General features: G+C 39.5%; 15 protein-coding genes and 1 pseudogene. 3 read left to right on the plus strand and 13 right to left on the minus strand.

Annotation, left to right across the window (positions count from 1 at the left end; genetic code table 11):
* Positions 1-22 precede the first annotated feature (22 nt).
* The 5 genes from ACTJJH_RS12865 to ACTJJH_RS12885 form a co-directional block, all read right to left on the minus strand.
* Positions 23-1,177, minus strand: coding sequence for a TIGR03364 family FAD-dependent oxidoreductase (locus tag ACTJJH_RS12865; RefSeq protein ID WP_032034568.1), 1,155 nt, complete (start codon positions 1,175-1,177; stop codon positions 23-25).
* A 102-nt stretch (positions 1,178-1,279) separates the two neighbouring features.
* Complete coding sequence (locus ACTJJH_RS12870; protein WP_440601236.1) at positions 1,280-2,989, minus strand: putative 2-aminoethylphosphonate ABC transporter permease subunit; 1,710 nt, start codon at positions 2,987-2,989, stop codon at positions 1,280-1,282.
* Entirely contained in the window at positions 2,983-4,185 is a 1,203-nt protein-coding gene (locus ACTJJH_RS12875; RefSeq protein WP_440601237.1) for an ABC transporter ATP-binding protein, read from the minus strand. The genes ACTJJH_RS12870 and ACTJJH_RS12875 overlap by 7 nt, the downstream gene beginning before the upstream one ends.
* A gap of 22 nt (positions 4,186-4,207) precedes the next feature.
* Entirely contained in the window at positions 4,208-5,245 is a 1,038-nt protein-coding gene (locus tag ACTJJH_RS12880; protein WP_440601238.1) for a putative 2-aminoethylphosphonate ABC transporter substrate-binding protein, read from the minus strand.
* Positions 5,246-5,336: 91 nt separating this feature from the next.
* Positions 5,337-6,059 carry a UTRA domain-containing protein gene (locus ACTJJH_RS12885; RefSeq protein ID WP_347750493.1) on the minus strand — a complete coding sequence of 241 codons (723 nt, stop codon included), beginning with the start codon at positions 6,057-6,059 and terminating at the stop codon, positions 5,337-5,339.
* Positions 6,060-7,305: 1,246 nt separating this feature from the next.
* Between ACTJJH_RS12885 and alr the strand changes: the two are divergent.
* Positions 7,306-8,599: pseudogene (alr, locus tag ACTJJH_RS12890) on the plus strand (alanine racemase).
* A 149-nt stretch (positions 8,600-8,748) separates the two neighbouring features.
* Here the strand turns inward: alr and pobA are convergent.
* Positions 8,749-9,963: a 4-hydroxybenzoate 3-monooxygenase gene (pobA, locus tag ACTJJH_RS12895; RefSeq protein ID WP_016144900.1), complete on the minus strand. Its 1,215-nt coding sequence runs from the start codon at positions 9,961-9,963 to the stop codon at positions 8,749-8,751.
* A 141-nt stretch (positions 9,964-10,104) separates the two neighbouring features.
* Between pobA and pobR the strand changes: the two genes are divergently transcribed.
* Positions 10,105-10,920 (plus strand): IclR family transcriptional regulator PobR, encoded by an 816-nt coding sequence (gene pobR / locus ACTJJH_RS12900; protein WP_017385546.1) that lies wholly within the window; start codon positions 10,105-10,107, stop codon positions 10,918-10,920.
* 56 nt (positions 10,921-10,976) lie between these two features.
* On the opposite strand, the gene ACTJJH_RS12905 is transcribed toward pobR, so the two are convergent.
* Entirely contained in the window at positions 10,977-11,573 is a 597-nt protein-coding gene (locus ACTJJH_RS12905; protein ID WP_396464087.1) for an NAD(P)H-dependent oxidoreductase, read from the minus strand.
* A gap of 98 nt (positions 11,574-11,671) precedes the next feature.
* On the opposite strand from ACTJJH_RS12905, the gene ACTJJH_RS12910 reads away from it, so the two are divergent.
* A complete protein-coding gene (locus tag ACTJJH_RS12910; protein WP_440601239.1) occupies positions 11,672-12,577 on the plus strand; it encodes a LysR family transcriptional regulator in 906 nt (301 codons plus the stop codon).
* A 62-nt stretch (positions 12,578-12,639) separates the two neighbouring features.
* Here the strand turns inward: ACTJJH_RS12910 and ACTJJH_RS12915 are convergent, their stop codons facing one another.
* The 6 genes from ACTJJH_RS12915 to tgnC form a co-directional block, all read right to left on the minus strand.
* Positions 12,640-13,023 (minus strand): carboxymuconolactone decarboxylase family protein, encoded by a 384-nt coding sequence (locus ACTJJH_RS12915; RefSeq protein WP_000064100.1) that lies wholly within the window; start codon positions 13,021-13,023, stop codon positions 12,640-12,642.
* Positions 13,020-14,477 (minus strand): NAD-dependent succinate-semialdehyde dehydrogenase, encoded by a 1,458-nt coding sequence (locus ACTJJH_RS12920; protein WP_440601240.1) that lies wholly within the window; start codon positions 14,475-14,477, stop codon positions 13,020-13,022. The genes ACTJJH_RS12915 and ACTJJH_RS12920 overlap by 4 nt, the downstream gene beginning before the upstream one ends.
* Positions 14,478-14,615: 138 nt before the next feature.
* The gene (locus tag ACTJJH_RS12925) at positions 14,616-15,785 is read right to left on the minus strand and encodes a hypothetical protein (protein WP_320124652.1); all 1,170 of its coding nucleotides are present in this window, start codon (positions 15,783-15,785) and stop codon (positions 14,616-14,618) included.
* Between the two features lie 25 nt (positions 15,786-15,810).
* Positions 15,811-17,217, minus strand: coding sequence for a purine-cytosine permease family protein (locus tag ACTJJH_RS12930; protein WP_000081163.1), 1,407 nt, complete (start codon positions 17,215-17,217; stop codon positions 15,811-15,813).
* A gap of 38 nt (positions 17,218-17,255) precedes the next feature.
* Positions 17,256-17,399: a hypothetical protein gene (locus tag ACTJJH_RS12935; RefSeq protein ID WP_081035520.1), complete on the minus strand. Its 144-nt coding sequence runs from the start codon at positions 17,397-17,399 to the stop codon at positions 17,256-17,258.
* A 122-nt stretch (positions 17,400-17,521) separates the two neighbouring features.
* Positions 17,522-18,991 (minus strand): (Z)-2-((N-methylformamido)methylene)-5-hydroxybutyrolactone dehydrogenase, encoded by a 1,470-nt coding sequence (tgnC, locus tag ACTJJH_RS12940; RefSeq protein ID WP_057086185.1) that lies wholly within the window; start codon positions 18,989-18,991, stop codon positions 17,522-17,524.
* Between the last annotated feature and the right edge of the window lie 5 nt (positions 18,992-18,996).

Here is an 18,996-nt window from a genome sequence, read left to right on the forward strand (position 1 = left end):
CTGGTTTAAACCAGATGACAAACTAATAAATATTTTGTTCTAATATTTCTTTCATAAAGCCAGCCCCTGTAGTCATGCCTTTGCCAGCAATCGCACTCACCAGAAAGATATTTTTTTCAGCTTCAGTGACGCAGGCCAACTCATGTTCATGAGTCAGGTAATAACCATTCCAACGTTTTTGAATCGGCGGTAAAGTCAGCCCTAGTTTTTCGTGGCAGTACGTTTGAATAAACTCATTAATCTCTTCACGCTGCTCAAACTGAGGCGCTTCATTAATCGAATGATATTCATGGCTATCACCCACAATCAGTTCGCCAAATTCGTTTTGTTTAATCAGAATATGAATACCGAATTCTTTAATGAAACCCTGTTGTGATGCTTTAACCAACTCGGCATGACTTGGGCAAATTTCAAAAGCCGGATAACGTGAAATAGATAAGCCTGAATAAAGAGAAGCATTTAATTTTTGGTGAAACCGTTGAGTCAGGGCCATTTGTAAGCCACAGCGTTTCAAGTTCAAACTTTGCAGCAGTTCTGGATATAAAACATCGATAACTTCACCGTGGCAGATCAAAACTTTATTTGCCCGATATACCTCGCCACTTGCCAAGCGAACCTGACAAATTTCATGTTGATATTGGGTTTGAACGACACAAGCATTGGTATAAATCTCTACACCGTTTCTTTCGGCATATGCCAATAGTCGCTGCCCAATCACATGCGGTTCGACCGAATAGTCTTCTTCAAAAACCAAGCCGCCTTGAAACTGCTGCTCGGGGTTTAAATAAGAAAATTGGGTGACCAGTTCCTCATGCTTTAGCAAATGAATTGGAATTTGATAGTTATTTGCACGCTCGGCAAACTCATTTAAAACCTGCCATTCAAGTGCAGTGTTTGCGAGATAAACACCTTGTCGTTGAGCAAACGAAATATCGGTTTCAGCTTGAATACGCTGATAAAAAGAACGCGTTTCAAGCGCGTACTTTCGCCACTGTTGCTCTGGATGGGTTAATGTCGAAGTTCCGACCATGCCGAAATTACGACGAGTTGCCCCCACTGGTTTGGCATTTTTCTCGAAGATACAGACTTTTAAACCTTGCTCTTGTGCCTGTATGGCAGCGGATAGACCTAAAATACCGGCTCCGACAACAATTAAATCAAACTGTGCGTTATTCATAAGACTTCCAATTTGCGAAATTTAGGATGAATAAACCCTTGCCTTGTTGAACAAAGCATTTTTATTTCAGTCGGTTAAATAAAAATTGTGTTTACCTAAAACTTAGTGAGCGCTTTCACGCCATTGCTGACTTCTTGCCATAATTTTTCGGGTAAATAACCAGTGAATGAGTTTTACAACACATGAGGTGGTTAAAATTAGAATGCTCATGGCAACAGCAGCAACCGTGTCTCCCGCATCATCCATATTTAAAACGGCTACCGCCGCTAAACTGGTGTCTGGTGAATAGAGGAAAATGGCAGCCGACACAGTGGTCATGGCATTCACAAAAACATAGACCGACACATCACATAGCGCTGGAAAACACATGGGCAAATATACTTTCCAAAAGGTTTTCCACTTCGATGTTCCTAGAGTTTGTGCTGCCTGATCGAGCTGTAGCGGAATCTGTTTAATGGCATTGGTTAAAGTCAGGTGTGGGACGGTGTAATAATGCACGATGGTTGAAATCACCAAAATGGTCATAGTTCCATACAGCACATTTAACGGATTACTTTGCTGGTTAAAAAACAAAATATAAGCAATACCTAGCACCAACCCCGGCACAGCAAGGGGTAATAAAACTAAAGCCTGTACATAATTTTTAATGAATGGATGTGCCTTAAAACGTTCGGTTAATAACGCCACCATAAAAATCAGTGCTGTTCCAAAAACCGTACTAAAGAGTGCCATGCGAACCGAGTTAAAGTACGCTGCCCAACCGCCGCCATCGACATATTCAAAACTGTAATGTGCTAAGGTCAAAGACAAATCATAAGGCCAAGACTGAATGAATGAAGCCAGCACTGCCGTAAAGATAATCAGTAAAATCGCACCTGAAACTAAACCACAAAATAAGCTCAGAACGACTTCAAGCTTTTTATTCGATGCTGAAACATAAGGTTTAGCCTGAAAAGCTTGAAACCGTGCATGGCGTTTGCTTTGTATTCGATCGAAAATAAAGACGAACACTGCTGGTAGCAATAACAAGATGGAAATTACCGCACCCATGCTCATGTTTTGCTGACCAATAATCTGTTTATAGACATCAAGCGCCATCATGTTAAATGAACCGCCAATGACTTTGGGGATACCAAAATCGGTCAGTACATAAATAAACGCCACTAAACTTGCGCTGATGAGTCCATACCGAATTGCAGGTAATGTGACGTGATAATGCGTCTTCCAGATATTTTTACCTAGCGACAAAGATGCCTCAATTAAACGCTGATCGACACTGCGAAAAGACACCATCATCAACATCAAAATTGCCGGAAATAGCCAAAAGCAGTAGCTGATTAAAATACCGATTGGGCCATAAATTTGTATATTGCCCAGCAAAGGTTTAAACACACCTTGCTTACCAAATAAATAAACCAATGCCAAAGAAGGCAAAAGTGATGGCGCTAAAATCGGTAAAAAAGCGACTATTTTAAAGAAGCCTTTGCCTTTAATATTCACATTGGTCAGGGCAAAAGCATAAATACTGGCAAGCAATACTGTAATGACAGTAGCAGTACAAGCAACCCACACCGAGTTAAATACAGAGCTGAGTAAAGCTGGACTTGCAAAATAGTTATAAAAATTTTCAAGACCAACAAAACTTTGATTTTCATCAAAAAATGCGGTTTCAAACAGCATCATTAAAGGTGCAATAATCGCTAAAGTCAAAGCGATTGCGACCATAGCCAAAGCAATATTTGATCTTAATGAATATTCAGTTTTCCGACGCGGCTGTGTTTTTAAAACCGCTGAAGCAGCTTCATTTAACATAGTGCGTACCCTTGTTCGTCAAAGACATGAATGAGCGGATTAGGCACTTTTATAAACATGAGTTCTTGCAAAGATTTGAACTTGGTATTTTCAATTTCAATTTGCAACAGGTGTTTTGCCTGCTCAATTCCATCGATATGAATAGCGCAAAACAAACGACGCTTGGCACCCAAAAATTCAGTGCTTAATACTTTAACTGGCAAATACAACGACTCTTTATCACTACCAAAATCATCAACCAACTCGACAGCTTCGGGTCTAAAACCAATGCTGTAATTTTCCCCTGCTTTAAGTTTTTGTTGCTCCAAATTTAGAGGAATAAAACCTAGAACCTCGAGCTGATTCGGTACAGCACAAGTGGCTTTTAAAAAATTCATGGTGCCAATAAACTTGGCAACGAATTGAGTTTGTGGCTTGTAGTACATATTGTGCGGCGTATCAATTTGCTCAATGACGCCATGATTCATCACCACAACACGATCAGAAATGCTTAATGCTTCTTCTTGGTCGTGCGTGACCATAATGGTTGGCAAGTTAAGCTGCGATTGAATCGAACGGATCTTCTGTCTTAGGTTTAGACGTACCTGAGCATCGAGTGCAGACAATGGTTCATCCAAGAGTAAAATATCAGGCTTCGGTGCAATTGCCCGAGCAAGCGCAACACGTTGCTGCTGCCCGCCTGATAATTGGTTAGGATATTTTTTAGCAATATCGGGTAATTCAATCAGTTCTAATAACTGTTGAACACGTTGGCTACGCTGTGCCTTATCCCACTTTTTTTTATCTAAGCCAAAAGCAATATTTTCTTCAACGTTTAAGTTTGGAAATAACGCATAGTTCTGAAACACAATGCTACAGTGACGTTTTTCAGCACTTAACAACGTAATGTCTGTGCCCTTTTTTATGACTTTTCCATAATCAGGTTTTTCTAGACCCGCAATTATGCGTAGCAATGTGGTTTTACCGCACCCTGAAGGCCCCAAAAAGCTCACGAACTCGCCAGCTTTCAGGTCTAAATTAATATGCGTTAGGGCCTGAAAATGTTGGAACTTTTTTTGAATATTCACCACTTCTAAAACCGAAGGGCCATGTTCAGGATATTTATAGGTCGTTAAGGTCGACAATAAATGCCCTGCTAACTCGCCCTTTTGGTTTTGACCTAGCAGCGATGATTGCAATGACGAAGGTATTTGCATAATGAGGCCTTTATCTAAAAGATCACTTTTCAAAACGCTTTGACCATTCAGCCAAAATACGTTCACGCTGCTCGGCCGCCCAATAAAAATCATTTTTCACAAGCATTTGAGGAAGATTTTTCGGGAAACTCATGGTGGTATTTTCAATGCCTTTATAGGCCACCATTGAAAAGTTATGGGCATAGGCTTCATTTGCCGCTTTGCTTACCGACCAATTTATAAATTTTTGCGCGCTACTTAATTTCTTGGTTCCTTTCATAATTGCTGAAGCTTCCATTTCCCAGCCTAAGCCTTCAGTTGGATAAACCACTTCTAAAGGCGCGCCCTCTGCTTTTAATTTAAATGCCGGATAACCGAAAGAAACACCAATTGGGATTTCGCCCTGTGCTGCCATCTTGCAAGGTTTTGAACCCGAGTGAGGATATTGGGAAATATTTTTATCCAAAGCCTGCATATAGTCCCATGCCTGCTTTTCGCCCCAAATTTGCATCCAAGCCGTGACATCTAAATAGCCTGTGCCACTAGAAGCCGGATTTGGCATCACAATCAGGTTTTTATAAATGGGGTTGGTTAAATCTTTCCAAGTTTTTGGAATTGGTAACTTACGTTTTTCTAATTCGACTTTATTGACACAAATTGCAGATTCCCATGCATCCATACCCGTCCACGTCGGAACAGATTTTTGACTTACAAATTCTGGTTTTAAATTTTCAATGCCTTCAGGTTTAAAAGGCTTAAGCATATCTTTCTTTTCCATGACCAGTAAGCTGGTTAAAGCCACACCAAAAACCACATCCGCTTGAGGATTTTTCTGCTCTGCCAAAAGTTTAGCGGTGATCACCCCTGTTGAATCACGTACCCATTTTACTTTTAGCTCTGGATAGGCTTTGTGTAATTCTTCTTGGTATTGCTTAAGCTGATCAGCTTCCACTGCCGTATAGACTGTAATTTCTTCTGATTGTTTTGATGTTGCTGATGAACATCCCATTTGAATAGCGACCACTACACCTAAAACTGATGCAGTGCCGAGTTTAATTGTCTGTTGAACATACTGTTTCATCTGCAAACCATCGAATGCAATTATTTGATGATCGTATTTCAACAGCTTTATATGACAGTTTAATTAATCTGGTTTAAACCAGATTTTATTTTTATGCTCGCGCTTCGAAATGTAAATCTAAAACATCGTGTAGCCAATATTCTTGGTCAACATCGGTAATCACGCCCTCTTCATTTCTGTTGCTACGGCAAATATATAAACCCAGTGCGCCAACATTCACATGCAGTGCTTTGGCCTGTTGGTCAGATAAAGCTGTTGGATAGAGGTTAATATCGGCTCTGGTGATATGGCAGTTATATTGATTTGCCATGAGTAAAGTAATGGATTGCTTGAGATCATGAGTTAAAAACTCAGGAAAAAGTTCGGCATTCACTCGTAAATGCTCAACCAAAACAGGTCGTCCATTAATACAACGACGTCGCCAAACCGAATAAATCGGATGCCCTTTTTCAACTTTTAAATGCTTAGCATCCCAAGAAGTGGCCTGAGTCAGTTCACTCGAAATCACTTCTGTCGAAGGTTCATAGCCTTGTTCAATCACAAACTGATTAAAGTTTTTTGTAGATTGCGGGTGATAAATAATACGAGGAGAACGAACATACCAACCACGGCGGTCTAAACGATAAATCAAACCATCGGTTTCCAAAGCCAGCAAAGCTTCACGCGCAGCCACGCGAGTGGTTTGGAATTGTTCAGAAAGCACTCTTTCCGAAGGGAGTTTTGCGTGGGCTTCTAATACGCCAGATTCAATATCGTGGGCAATTGCATCGCGAATAGGAATATATTTAGGTATGCGAGCTTGGTCCTGTTCCATACAAACTTAGAATTTATAAATAAAGAAATTAATAGCAATATACTGAAAAAATGTGACAAAAGCTTTTATTAATGCTGATCTTTTAAGCAAAATGCGTCCTATTCCCCGATTTTATCCCAATTCATTTTTTCATAAAAAATGGTGGGTGTACGCCTATGATGGCTTCGCAAAACTTTCCTGAGCTCATTTGTTCATCAAGAAAAAACGGCATGGCATAGCCATTACATCATATTTAGTTAGACACTTTTTAAGATAAAAATTCATATTTCTGTACGGACTTTTACACAGGAATTGATGGTTTGCACTAAAAATCAATATCAGCCCTCCTATATTACAACCTTGTAGAATTAGAATAATATGATCAAGAAAAAGCCAAACCATTCTGAGCAATTAAAAAAACATACTCATCATCTTATATTTATAAAGTCTTAATACAAAATTATTCATTTAATAAAAACTAAAATATTAAGAAGATTACTTGACTTCAAAACAAACATAATTTTTTTAATTTAACCAAAATCTTAAACAATAAATCGAATTAAAAAAAGAATATAAGACATGCCAGTCTATTTATTACACAAAACCACGACCACACACCCAAGGTTAAATATCACCCAATTATTCACTCAATCTAATTAATATTTTATTTATAAAATTTAAATTAACTTATGAAAAACTATTAAATACGACATTAGATGATTAAAATTGATACGACATAATCCATAATTTCTAAACAGCCTTAACAAACAACAAATAAAACAATGAAAAATATAGTAATTTTAATTTTTTTATTCTATTGAACAAAATTAGGGATATTTACTCACCCAATTTTTTATATTTTACCAACTGATAAAAATACAATCCAATTTATTTAAAAAAATAAAAAAATCTTTTGTAATAATAAAGTTAATTATTTACCAAATGTTATATTTTAAAAAATTTTATTAAAAACAGCACCAATAAATAGATTAAAAAAATAACATTCAAAAAATTATAATAATTTTTCTTCTTGTTTTTTTATGAATGTATATTTAGATTTAATTAAGATTAATTGAAATTAGATTTGTATTTTTTCAATTTAGTTTAAGCAAATTAAATTTTACTTAATAGCGACTATAATATTTTAAGGAGAAAGTATTATTACAACCAAATCGTGTAACATTTTAAATCAATTGTATTTCTGTACTTAACCATAAAAATCCACCCAGCGTTAAATTATATTCAGCCAGGAAAGATTAAAAAACTCATGAAACTTAAAACAAAATTTTCTCATCTCGCTTATAGCTGTGCATTAATATTATTCGGTTCGGTGCAATTTGCTCATGCAGCTCCCTTACTTACTCCCCATGTTACAAATGAAGTAAGTCCTGCTCCTACAGCCAATGCATGGATAGAAATTGATACTCAAGCTTTTGAAGATAATATTAAAAGGACAAATCAGTTACTTAATGGCAAAACACAACTTTGTATAGTCATGAAAGCTAACGCATACGGCCATAGTATTGATCTACTTATGCCAAGTGTTATGAAGTTAAATGTATCTTGTATTGGCATTACCAGTAATGCTGAAGCGGCTATGGTGCGCAAGCATGGCTATAAAGGCAAAATTACACGTTTACGTACAGCCACAGATAGTGAAATTATCAACGCACAAGCTTTAAATATTGAAGAGCTTTTAGGTAATTATGACCAAGCTGCTCGTATGTCTAAATGGGCAGAAGCGAACAATACAACTGTTCACTACAGCTTGGCTTTAAATTCAGGTGGTATGGATCGTAATGGTCTTGAAATGTCTACGGCTCTAGGTAAAGAACAAGCTGTTGCGATCACCAAACTTCCCCATCTTAAAATTGACGGCATTATGACCCACTATGCTGTAGAAGATGAAAAATTTGTTCGTGAGCGTCTGGCGCAATTTAATGAACAAACCGCATGGTTGATTAAAAAAAGCCAAACTGAATCGTAAAGAATTAACATTACATACTGCTAATTCATTTGCTACTGTAAACGTTCCTGAATCACATTTAGATATGGTTCGTGCAGGTGCAATTATATATGGTGATTTTCCTAATCACCCTGAATTTAAAGGCATGATGGCATTTAAAACACAAATTGCCGCGGTTAATAATTACCTGAAAGATTCAACTGTAGGTTATGACCAAACCTATACTTTGAAACGTGACTCTAGACTCGCAAACCTCCCTGTAGGTTATTCGGATGGCTACCGTCGTAGTTTTAGTAATAAAGCTTTTGTATTAATAAATGGACAAAAAGCGCCAGTAGTTGGTCGAGTATCAATGAATACTGTTATGGTTGATGTAACAGATATTCCAGAGGCCAAAGCAGGTGATGAAGTTGTATTATTTGGTCATCAAGGCAATGCAGAAGTTAAAACGAGTGATTTAACGAGTCTTACAGGCCATATTTTGACAGAAGCCTATATCCCTTGGAGTAACTCTAATTCACAAGTGGTTAAACCCCTTCAATCTCAGCAACAAGTGATATTAACCAATAATAAAGTTGCGGCAAAGGCCAACTAAATTTTAGGTGAATTGATAGGTAGCCCTATATTCTAAAAAGTATTGGGGCTACTTTTAGCTGAATCACATCTTTTAAGCGATTTTATTCCATCCAGTTTTTTACATAAAAAAAGAGCATTTGCATGCCCTTTTTACTTCTTACCTAGTCTTTAGCTTGCGTGCTTAAAACTATCAATTTGCTTAATCTCATAAGGCAAACCGACATAGTTTTCGGCCAATGTAGTTTTACCTGCGATCGAGCCAAGCACATAACTTAACTCGGCTTGTTTAATCTTATGATCAAACTCGCTCTCAGTTTCAAAACGATGCAATAAATGAGTCATCCACCAAGAAAAACGCTCAGCTTTCCATACACGTTGTAGGCATTTTTCTGAGTATTCATTTATACCTTGCTCGGAACCTTCGACATAATATTCAACTAGCGCACTTGATAAATAAGCAATATCAGAAGCCGCGAGGTTTAAGCCTTTTGCTCCTGTCGGTGGAACAATATGCGCAGCATCGCCAGCTAAAAATAGTTTTCCGAAACGCATTGGTTCGGTCACAAAGCTACGTAACGGCGCGATACTTTTTTCAATAGAAGGTCCTGTCACTAACTTTTCACGGCTTTCAGGGTCTAGGCGGTTTTTTAGCTCATCCCAGAACTTTTCATCTGACCAGTCTTCTACATGATCTGTTAAAGGCACTTGTAAATAATAACGGCTACGCGTTTCTGAACGCATACTACATAAAGCAAACCCACGCTCTGACTGTACATAAATGAGTTCATCGGCTACAGGTGGAACATCGGCCAACACCCCTAACCAGCCAAACGGATAAACTTTTTCAAAGGTTTTAATTTTATCTTCTGGCACGCTGGCACGGCAGACGCCATGGTAGCCATCACAACCAGCAATAAAGTCACACTGAATTTGAAAAGCTTTACCTTGATACTCAAACTCAACTTTTGGTGCAGTGTAAAAATCTTTTACTTGTACATTTTGAGCTTCATAAAATGAAGTGAGCTGCTCTGCTTCACGCGCAGTCATTAAATCTTTGGTGACTTCAGTCTGTCCATATACGGTCACTTGTTTGCCACCCGTGAGTGCAGCCAAATCAACGCGATGCAATTCACCATTGGTTAAGATTTCGATGCCCGAATGTGGTAATCCTTTTTCTTTTAAGTTTTGGTCAACGCCTGCTTGCTTCAATAAATCGACCGAAACTTGCTCTAAAATTCCTGCACGAATCCGTGAAGCCACATATTCAGCACTACGTTGCTCAACAATAATATGATCAATTCCAGCTTTATATAGAAGTTGCCCAAGCAATAACCCTGCTGGTCCAGAACCAATAATTGCAACCTGTGTCTTTAAAATATCCATAACTTCATCCTTGTTTCATCCTGACTTTTAAATTACTGGCTTTAAGTTTTGTGCACTATGTATCCAAGACGAAAATAACCGTTTATCATTTAGTTTGTCCGAATAGCGGACAGAAACAATCAAAATAACAGGAATGAAAGGATGCCTTCTCTCGATGCTTTTTTAGAGCACCCGAACTCGCATGAGAAAATTCGTCAAGAAGACTACATTGCAGGCTTAGCAAAAGGCTTAGCTTTACTGGAAGCTTTTGGAACAGATCGGCAACGGCTCAATGTCACTCAAGTGGCTGAGCGAACCGGTATTAGCCGTACAGCGGCAAGGCGTTATCTAAAAACTTTAAAATACTTAGGCTATTTAGAAACCGATGAACATTACTTTTGGCTCACTCATCGCGTGCTACGCTTTTCGAGTTCTTATTTAAGCTCTGCCCATCTGCCTAAAGTTGCTCAGTCATTTTTAAATCTTTTGTGTGCGCAGACGTCGCTGACTTTTTCAATTGTGGTGCTAGACGATAACGAAGTGGTGCCGATTGCCCGTAGCTATTTACCGCAGCAAGATAATTTACGTGTTAGCCCTTATGGCATGCACTTAGGAAACCGACTCCCTGCCCATGCCACGTCTACAGGTAAAGTATTGCTGGCAGCACTGCCCGAAGAAGCTCAGCATACGTGGGTAAAAAATTATGGTTTGAAGCGCTTAACCCCGTTTACCATTGTAGATGAGTCAAAGTTTTTTGAAGTGCTTAAGGGTATTTCGTTATCGGATTATTGTCTTTCCAAAGAAGAACATGAGCTCGGTGTGATCGCGATTGCAGTACCTGTTTTTAATGCACAAGGTCAAGCAATAGCAGCGCTTAACTGCATGTCTCAAACCAACCGTGTACAAGAAGATTATTTGGTTCAGCAAATTTTGCCATTGCTGCGCAACACAGCAAATGAGCTCAGAAATGTGATTTAAATAGACTTAGAAACTCTTGTGAACAATTAGAGGTACAAGAGTTTCAGCTCATAATTTTAAATGGCGAATTCTTTAACTTGCTGGCTTGCCAGATCTAATGCATTGCTGCGATAGGCCTGCATGTCTAAGCCTTCTGCATAGATAAATTCAACGTCATGAATACCCATTAGGCCCAATACAGCTTTGAGATAAGGCGTGACTGCCTCAGTTTCTTGGCCAACATGAATACCGCCACGACTACTTACCACCACAGCTTTTACCCCTTCCACCAAACCTTGAGGATAAGTTTCAGTGTAGCGGAATGTTTGTCTTGCGCGTGCCACCAAGTCAAACCAGTTTTTGAGTTGAGTCGGGACATTTAAGTTGTACATGGGTGCGCCTATCACCAATAAATCGGCACTTTTTAATTCAGCAATTAATTCGTCAGACAAAGCAACAATCTGTTGAATGTCTTGATTTACATTTTCAGCCCCACGAAGCGCCTGAAAAATTTCTAAATCTAATACAGGCAGGTTCATTTCAGCTAAATTGCGTATGGTGATGTCATCTTGCAAACCTTGGTCTTTTCGATGTTCAAGCATTACATCAATTAGGCGATTAGTTTGTGAACCCTCACCCATAATGCTGGATTTTAATACCAATATTTTAGCCATGACCGTCTCCACGTTTTTGATGAAGCCATATTAACTCCACAACAAATTCAACAGTGGTGATATTATTTCTTAATATTGGTTCCTTTTAGGCAACAATCATGCAACATGAACTAAGTGTAATATCTATATTTGTGACTGTGGTTGAAGCTGGAAGTTTTGTAAAAGCTGCCGAGCAATTGCATTTAACTCGCTCAGCCATTAGTAAAAATATTGCTCGGCTGGAAGAACAGCTTGGCGTTGCTTTATTTAAAAGAACCACACGTTCGCTCAGCATGACTGATGAAGGTACTTTGTTTTATGAGCATAGCCGCCGAGCGTTAAGTGAAATACAAAATGCAGCGGCCCTGTTAGACCAAGGGAAAATAAACGCAACAGGCCGTTTACGAATGTCTGTGCCAGTGCTGTTCGGGCAACTCTTTGCTACCCCGCTCATGGTTAAATTTGCTCAGCAGCATGCGGACTTACAGCTAGAAATTTCATTTAATGATCGAACTGTAGATTTGGTCGAAGAAGGTTTTGATTTATGCATCCGAATTGGTTCACTACCTGACACCACTCAGCTCGTTGCCAAACCGATTGGTGAACATCGAATGCTACTTTGTGCCTCACCTGACTATTTGAATAAAGCAGGTCCATTAGAAAATATTGAAGACTTAGACCACCACGCGACGATTGCCGATCCGCATTTTGGTCAAATGCAGAAATGGCGACTTCAAAAGGAAAATGCAGAACCTTTATTAATTAAGCCCAAAGCAAAACTTCTTTTAAATGACTTACAAGCTATTAAAAATGCAGCACTTGCTGGGGCTGGTATCGCTTGGTTACCCGATTGGCTCATTCAAAATGAATTACAGGAAGGTAAGCTCGTACAAGTGTTAGAAACCATGTCGAGCATTGCTTTTCCGATTCATTTGGTATGGCCTACACTGCCTTTTATGCCGCTAAAAACCCGTCTTGCAATTGATTATTTGGCCCAACATTTACCCCCTGAGCTGAACAAATAAGCTTAAAATAAAAAAGCCTCGTCCACTTGAACAAGGCCTTTTTTAATATTCAAAGCCAATGTTTATTGCTCAGATTCAAATTCTTTAATTGCCTCTTTAGCAATTCGAAAGCTATCTACAGCAGCAGGCACGCCACAGTAAATTGCAACCTGCAAAAGCACTTCACGAATTTTCTCTTTAGGTACGCCATTTCGAAGTGCACCTTTAACATGTAGTTTTAATTCATGCGGACGATTTAAAGCTGAGATCATTGCCAAGTTAATTAAACTGCGCTCAGGCTTACTTAACTCTTCACGCCCCCAAACAGCTCCCCAGCAATATTCAGTGACTAGTTCTTGAAGAGGAAGATTAAACTCATCAGCATTGTTGATTGAATTATTTACATATTCTTCACCAAGAACTTGTTTGCGGATTGCTAAACCCTTTTCAAATTTTTCATTACTCATATATTCAATCCTCCAAACAAGGTGTATTTAATTTCCAGATAATCTTCAATACCGTATTTAGAACCTTCACGCCCCAAACCCGACTGTTTAATTCCACCAAAAGGCGCAACTTCATTTGAAATAAGGCCTTTATTAATTCCGACCATGCCATACTCAAGCTGTTCACTCATTCGCCAAGCACGGCCTAAATCTTTGGTATAACAATATGCGGCTAAACCAAATTCAGTTGCATTTGCCATTTCAACTGCTTGTTGCTCGTTTTCAAATTTAAATACAGCTGCTAGCGGACCAAACGTTTCTTGGGTTGCCACATCCATATCAGCGGTAACATCTGCAATCAGTGTTGGTTCAAAAAACAATTCACCCGCTTTATGCTTTTTACCACCAACCACAAGACGACCATTTTTATCTAATGCATCTTGAATATGAGCTTCAACTTTTTTCACCGCATTGGCATTAATTAATGGCCCAATGTCATGCCCTGCTTCTAATCCATTACCAATATTAAAGTTTTGAATTTTTTGGCTTAAGGCAGCAATAAATTTTTCATAAATGCCTGCCTGCACTAAAAATCGATTGACGCAGACACAGGTTTGCCCTGCATTTCTAAATTTAGCAATGAGCGCGCCCTCAATTGCTGCATCTAAATCGGCATCATCAAATACAATAAATGGTGCATTACCACCCAACTCTAATGAAACTTTTTTTAAGGTTTTTGCTGAACGCTCAAGCAGCATTTTGCCGACTGGTGTTGAACCCGTAAAAGTAAACTTGCGTACAACATCACTTTCAAAAATCGCATCACCAATATGAACTGCATCGCCTGTAATCACACTAAAAATTTCAGCAGGCACACCCGCTTGCACAGCTAAGTCCACTAAAGCCAAAGCAGTAAAAGGTGTTTCAGGTGCCGGTTTTACAATACAAGGACAACCTGCCGCCAAGGCTGGAGCAACCTTACGCGTAATCATGGCAGCGGGAAAATTCCACGGCGTAATGGCTGCAACGACACCAATAGGCTGTTTATTTACGACAATACGAGCATCGGGATATGGGCTTGGAATAATATCGCCATACACTCGTTTTGCTTCTTCGGCAAACCATTCAATAAAACTGGCAGCATATAAAATTTCACCTTTGGCTTCAGCTAAAGGCTTTCCTTGCTCACTCGTTAAAATAAAAGCCAATTCATCTGCATTTGAAATGATTAAATCGAACCATTTTTTTAAAATAATTGATCGATCTTTTGCTGTTTTATTTTTCCATAGCGGCCAAGCTTCTTTTGCAGCTTCAATGGCACGTTCAGCTTCAGCTTTGCCCATATTTGGGACAGTACCAATAATCTCTAGTGTCGCCGGATTTAAAATTTCGGATGTTTGTTGATGGTCTGCATCGCACCACTTTCCAGCAACAAAGGCTTGCTGACGAAATAAAGCGAGTTCATTAAGCTGCATGATCATTATCCTATTGAGATCTTCTGCATTGATAGTGGAGCGATACATAAATTAAATAGCTCACCATCAACTTTGTATTATGGCATACCAAAAATTAATTTAAAAAAATTTTCGGTATGCCCGAATGTTTAAATGTCTTTAGAAATAATAAAACAGCGTTAAGTTAAGCAACTTATTCCACTGGTTATCATCCCCTTTTGCCAATGAATCTTGAGTTCCCCCAATGAATGGGTCATTTTTACTCATGATGTATTCAGCCACCAACGATAGCTGTTTATGGTCAATAGACACACCAATAATATTACGGACCGAATCTTTCATATTGTCCTGATCTTTGTCGTACTGACTGTACATAAAGTACGGCGTAATGTTTCCGATCTGCTTAACATTTTTGAAAGAGTAGCCCACATCTGCCGTATAGAACGTTCCTTTGTTAGCTACATAATATTCACTGTCGTAGGAACCCATGAGTGACTGATTAGGATTGAGCTGATCCTGATTAGTTACGTCATTTTTACCACCAGTAAGGGTTACATTAAAATTGCCATAATTGGCTTTACCAAAAAGTGCCCATGCATGACGGCGCCCATCACTCGAAGTGGCTTTATTTTCAATATTCGATGTCCAATATGAGCCACCGAGCTGTGTGGTTAATCCATTAATTCCAAGATTTATATCTTGAGTCACTCGGCCTACCCACATGTTCTTTTCTTGCAAATCGGTTTTATTCGGATCGTCTGAACTCACATAGTTTGCAGTGTAGCGTCCTGAATCTTGGGTAGAGCCTGTGTAGCTTCCACCATCTACCGCAAAATACCCCACATCAAACTTAGTTGCTGTCGGCAATTCAAAGTGATAATTCAAACCAAGATTATGAACATCTTCTAAACCTGCGGTTGTGCTCATACTTCCATATAGGCTATTACCCCAAAAACGTCCCGGTCCAAATGGAATCGGCTGAACACCTGCCACCACCTGATCAGTTTTATTTAATTTGTACCCTACATAACCATCAATCAACGTAGAAAAATCACATAGACGGTCATATTGATAACAACGATATTCCGCGTGACCAAATAACGGTCCATGCTCGTAGTCCAGTTTTAACTGCGCAGCATCGAAACGAATTTTTTGATCAGAAACTGACTCTCCATAGTGTTTATCTTGATAGTTAGCGCGAACATAGCCTGATAAGGTGAGCTTGCCATATTCACCATCGCTATTTCCAAAACTTACACCTGCGTAACTCGGATAGATTACAGCCATCAATGCTGTGCTTAGAGCCGCTTGTAAATAGCTTTTTTTCATTGTGGGATTCCTTTCACTACAATGCTTATTGAGGTAATTTTGCGTTTAATGCAGGTGCAGAACATTTAATCTTTCCTAGATTAAAGACGTAATACACCACCAGACTCACCACCAATCCAATCACCCATGAAATATCCGCATCCGGAATTACATCGGCCAGTGCACCTGTGAAAAACGCATTTTTTAAGAATGGAATTTGTACCGCAATCCCAATGAAATAAGCCGTAAGCGCTTTTGCATTAAATTTGCCGTAAATACCACCATCACGTGCAAAGATCGATTGAATGTCATAAGACTTTTTATTCACGACATAGAAATCTAGTAAATTAATAGACACCCATGGCACCAAAATAAATAACAAGGCAAAAATCACATTCAAGAAGAAACTAATAAAGTTACTTGATGCCCAAAGTGCCGTTAAAGTCGCAAGAACTAATACAATGATTGATAACACGACTCGGATATTTCGGCTTGGCATCCACTGCCCTGCAAAAGTCTGAATAGAGGTAATACAAGACAGAACCGCACCGTAGAGGTTCATGGCATTGTGACCAATGATATTGCATAAGAACAAAATCATAAGAACATAACCGAACAGCCCAGTGCCTGACTTTACTGCTTCCATTGCATCTGTGGTTGAGCCAATACTGACCGCAATCGTACCAAATGCCATCGCAAAAATTGTTCCTAAAGATGCGCCTAAATAGGTAAAGATAAATGGCTTATAAATACCAATCGACTTCGGTAAATATCGTGAATAGTCTGAGGTATAAGGTGAAAAACTAATTTGCCATACAGCACACAAACCAAACATGGCAAACCAGCCTTTCATATTGAAAGAGCCTTTAGCAAGTACATCTGCATTAATATGCGGCACCATAATCATGAGGCCAATGAGCAACGAACCACCCATAAACCAAGTTCCAATTTTATTGAACTTATGAATAAAGTGATAACCGATCACGCCAATTGTGGTTGCTGCAATCGCACCAATCACGGTTGCGGTCGGCACAGGAATGGCAGGAACAACGGTATGAAGGGTTTTGCCTGACAAAATAATGTTAGAGATGAAAAAACCTAAATAAATGAGGGTGGTAAACAGTACAACCAGCAATGCCCCATAACGCCCGAACTGTGCGCGGCTCTGAATCATTTGAGGAATGCCGACCTGCGGGCCTTGTGCAGAGGTTAAGGCTAGAATCGCTGCGCCAAAAAAATGTCCGCAGCAGATCGCAAGCAATGCACTTACAATATTGAGGTTAAAGGTTAAAATTGACATTGCACCCGTAATCACGGCAAGCGGTGCAATATTGGTACAAAACCATAATGTGAATAGATCGCGAACTTTTCCATTACGTTCAGAGGGAGCAACATAATCAATGGAATGACTTTCGATAGCGAAAGCATTATTGCTATTTTCGTTTTGGCTCATATCCTTAATCTCTCTTTGAGGAATTCATTTCCTCAACATCAAAAAATCTGCCCAGCCAAAGTCATTTCTATATGACTCGGCTTCATCTTTTTATTTCCTTTTACAAACAGCTCATAACTCTGTTTGTGTTGTTTTAGCCAAGAAAAAGGTAAAGCCAGTCCGATCAATACTTGATTAAGCATCGATACATCTAGTTTTACGTTTTCAACTATTTAAAGCTTTAGGCGATTACTGAGTTTGACTGATTCATTTTTTCATCCTTGAAATTAAAATCCCGTTATATTTTCATACCTCAAGTCATGATTTATCTCATGACAAATGGGTCATCAATTGGCTCATCTGAGGTACGTAACCAAACTGTTTTGGTGGCGGTATAATCTAGAACCGCATTTGCGCCACCTTCCCGACCATGTCCCGAAAGCCCATGTCCACCGAAAGGTGCAAGTGGAGAAACAGCACGGTAAGTATTGAGCCAAACAATTCCCGACCCAATGACTTTCGTCATGCGGTGAGCACGGCTTAAATTGGTGGTAAAAACGCCTGCTGCCAACCCGTAAGGCGTACTATTGGCTTTTTGCACAGCTTCCGCTTCATCTTTGAAACTATCTACCGATAACACCGGACCAAATAGTTCAGTGGTAATGCAATCTGCTTGAGGTGCATCGGTGCAATCTAAAATGGTCGGTGGATAGTAATAACCTGCTCGCTCAAGACTTTTACCACCAGTAAGCAGTTTTGCACCTTGCTGGATTGAACTTGCAACGACTTGCTCGATTTTTTGGCGTTGGCGTAAGGTACAAAGTGGTCCAAACTCAGTTGCCATTTCATGAGGTAAACCAATTTTTATAGTTTGTACACGCTCAACCAAACGCTGAACAAATTCATCTTTAATGCTTTCTTCAACCAGTAAGCGTGAACCCGCAACACAACTTTGCCCAGTGGCCGCAAAAATAGCAGCGACCTGAGCATTTACCGCACTTTGAATATCTGCATCAGCAAATACAATAAATGGTGATTTGCCACCTAATTCGAGTGAAACTTTTGCAAGATTTTCAGCCGAGTTACGCACAATGTGCCGTGCCGTTTCTGGACCACCTGTAAACGCAACATGGGCAACATCAGGATGACTACTCAGCACGGCGCCACATTCAGGCCCGAAACCAGTAATTACATTGACCACTCCAGCCGGAAAACCCGCTTCGTGGACCAATTTAGCAAAAGCCAATAATGGTCCAGGGCCGTCTTCAGATGCTTTTAGCACAACGGTACAACCTGCCGCTAAAGCTGGCCCTACCTTTACTGCCGATAGAAATAACTGACTGTTCCAAGGAACAATTGCAGCAATCACGCCTACTGGTTCACGAACAATCCATGCTTGCATGTCTGCCTTATCAATCGGTAGAAAACTGCCCTCTAATTTGTCGGCAATACCTGCATAGTAGCGATAATATTCAGCGACATAGGCAATCTGACTCGATGTTTCACGAATAATCTTGCCCGTATCACTGGTTTCAATTTGAGCCAGTTGCGGTGCAGCTTTTTCAATTAAATCAGCCAGTTTATAGAGCAATTTACCACGCTGTGAGGCAGTTAAACCTGCCCAAGCTGGTGCTTTTAAGGCCTGAGATGCCGCTTGAACTGCTCGGTTGACTTCATCGGTTCGAGCTTCCGGCATCTGTGCCCAGACTTCACCTGTTGCAGGATTAATACTTTCAAATGTTGCTGCACCAGATTCAAACTGACCATTAATATAAAGCTGAAAATCTGCTGTCATGATAT

This window comes from Acinetobacter sp. 22301 (assembly GCF_052045285.1).
Classification (GTDB): Bacteria; Pseudomonadota; Gammaproteobacteria; order Pseudomonadales; family Moraxellaceae; genus Acinetobacter; species Acinetobacter pittii.

What these genes read in the sequence shown, in the direction of transcription:
- ACTJJH_RS12905 (WP_396464087.1), bottom strand. Translation starts at nt 11,573, where the DNA reads ATGGCTAAAATATTGGTATTAAAATCCAGCATTATGGGTGAGGGTTCA.
- ACTJJH_RS12910 (WP_440601239.1), top strand. Translation starts at nt 11,672, where the DNA reads ATGCAACATGAACTAAGTGTAATATCTATATTTGTGACTGTGGTTGAA.
- ACTJJH_RS12935 (WP_081035520.1), bottom strand. Translation starts at nt 17,399, where the DNA reads ATGCTTAATCAAGTATTGATCGGACTGGCTTTACCTTTTTCTTGGCTA.
- ACTJJH_RS12880 (WP_440601238.1), bottom strand. Translation starts at nt 5,245, where the DNA reads ATGAAACAGTATGTTCAACAGACAATTAAACTCGGCACTGCATCAGTT.
- pobR (WP_017385546.1), top strand. Translation starts at nt 10,105, where the DNA reads ATGCCTTCTCTCGATGCTTTTTTAGAGCACCCGAACTCGCATGAGAAA.
- ACTJJH_RS12925 (WP_320124652.1), bottom strand. Translation starts at nt 15,785, where the DNA reads ATGAAAAAAAGCTATTTACAAGCGGCTCTAAGCACAGCATTGATGGCT.
- tgnC (WP_057086185.1), bottom strand. Translation starts at nt 18,991, where the DNA reads ATGACAGCAGATTTTCAGCTTTATATTAATGGTCAGTTTGAATCTGGT.
- ACTJJH_RS12885 (WP_347750493.1), bottom strand. Translation starts at nt 6,059, where the DNA reads ATGGAACAGGACCAAGCTCGCATACCTAAATATATTCCTATTCGCGAT.
- pobA (WP_016144900.1), bottom strand. Translation starts at nt 9,963, where the DNA reads ATGGATATTTTAAAGACACAGGTTGCAATTATTGGTTCTGGACCAGCA.
- ACTJJH_RS12865 (WP_032034568.1), bottom strand. Translation starts at nt 1,177, where the DNA reads ATGAATAACGCACAGTTTGATTTAATTGTTGTCGGAGCCGGTATTTTA.
- ACTJJH_RS12920 (WP_440601240.1), bottom strand. Translation starts at nt 14,477, where the DNA reads ATGCAGCTTAATGAACTCGCTTTATTTCGTCAGCAAGCCTTTGTTGCT.
- ACTJJH_RS12870 (WP_440601236.1), bottom strand. Translation starts at nt 2,989, where the DNA reads ATGTTAAATGAAGCTGCTTCAGCGGTTTTAAAAACACAGCCGCGTCGG.
- ACTJJH_RS12930 (WP_000081163.1), bottom strand. Translation starts at nt 17,217, where the DNA reads ATGAGCCAAAACGAAAATAGCAATAATGCTTTCGCTATCGAAAGTCAT.
- ACTJJH_RS12915 (WP_000064100.1), bottom strand. Translation starts at nt 13,023, where the DNA reads ATGAGTAATGAAAAATTTGAAAAGGGTTTAGCAATCCGCAAACAAGTT.
- ACTJJH_RS12875 (WP_440601237.1), bottom strand. Translation starts at nt 4,185, where the DNA reads ATGCAAATACCTTCGTCATTGCAATCATCGCTGCTAGGTCAAAACCAA.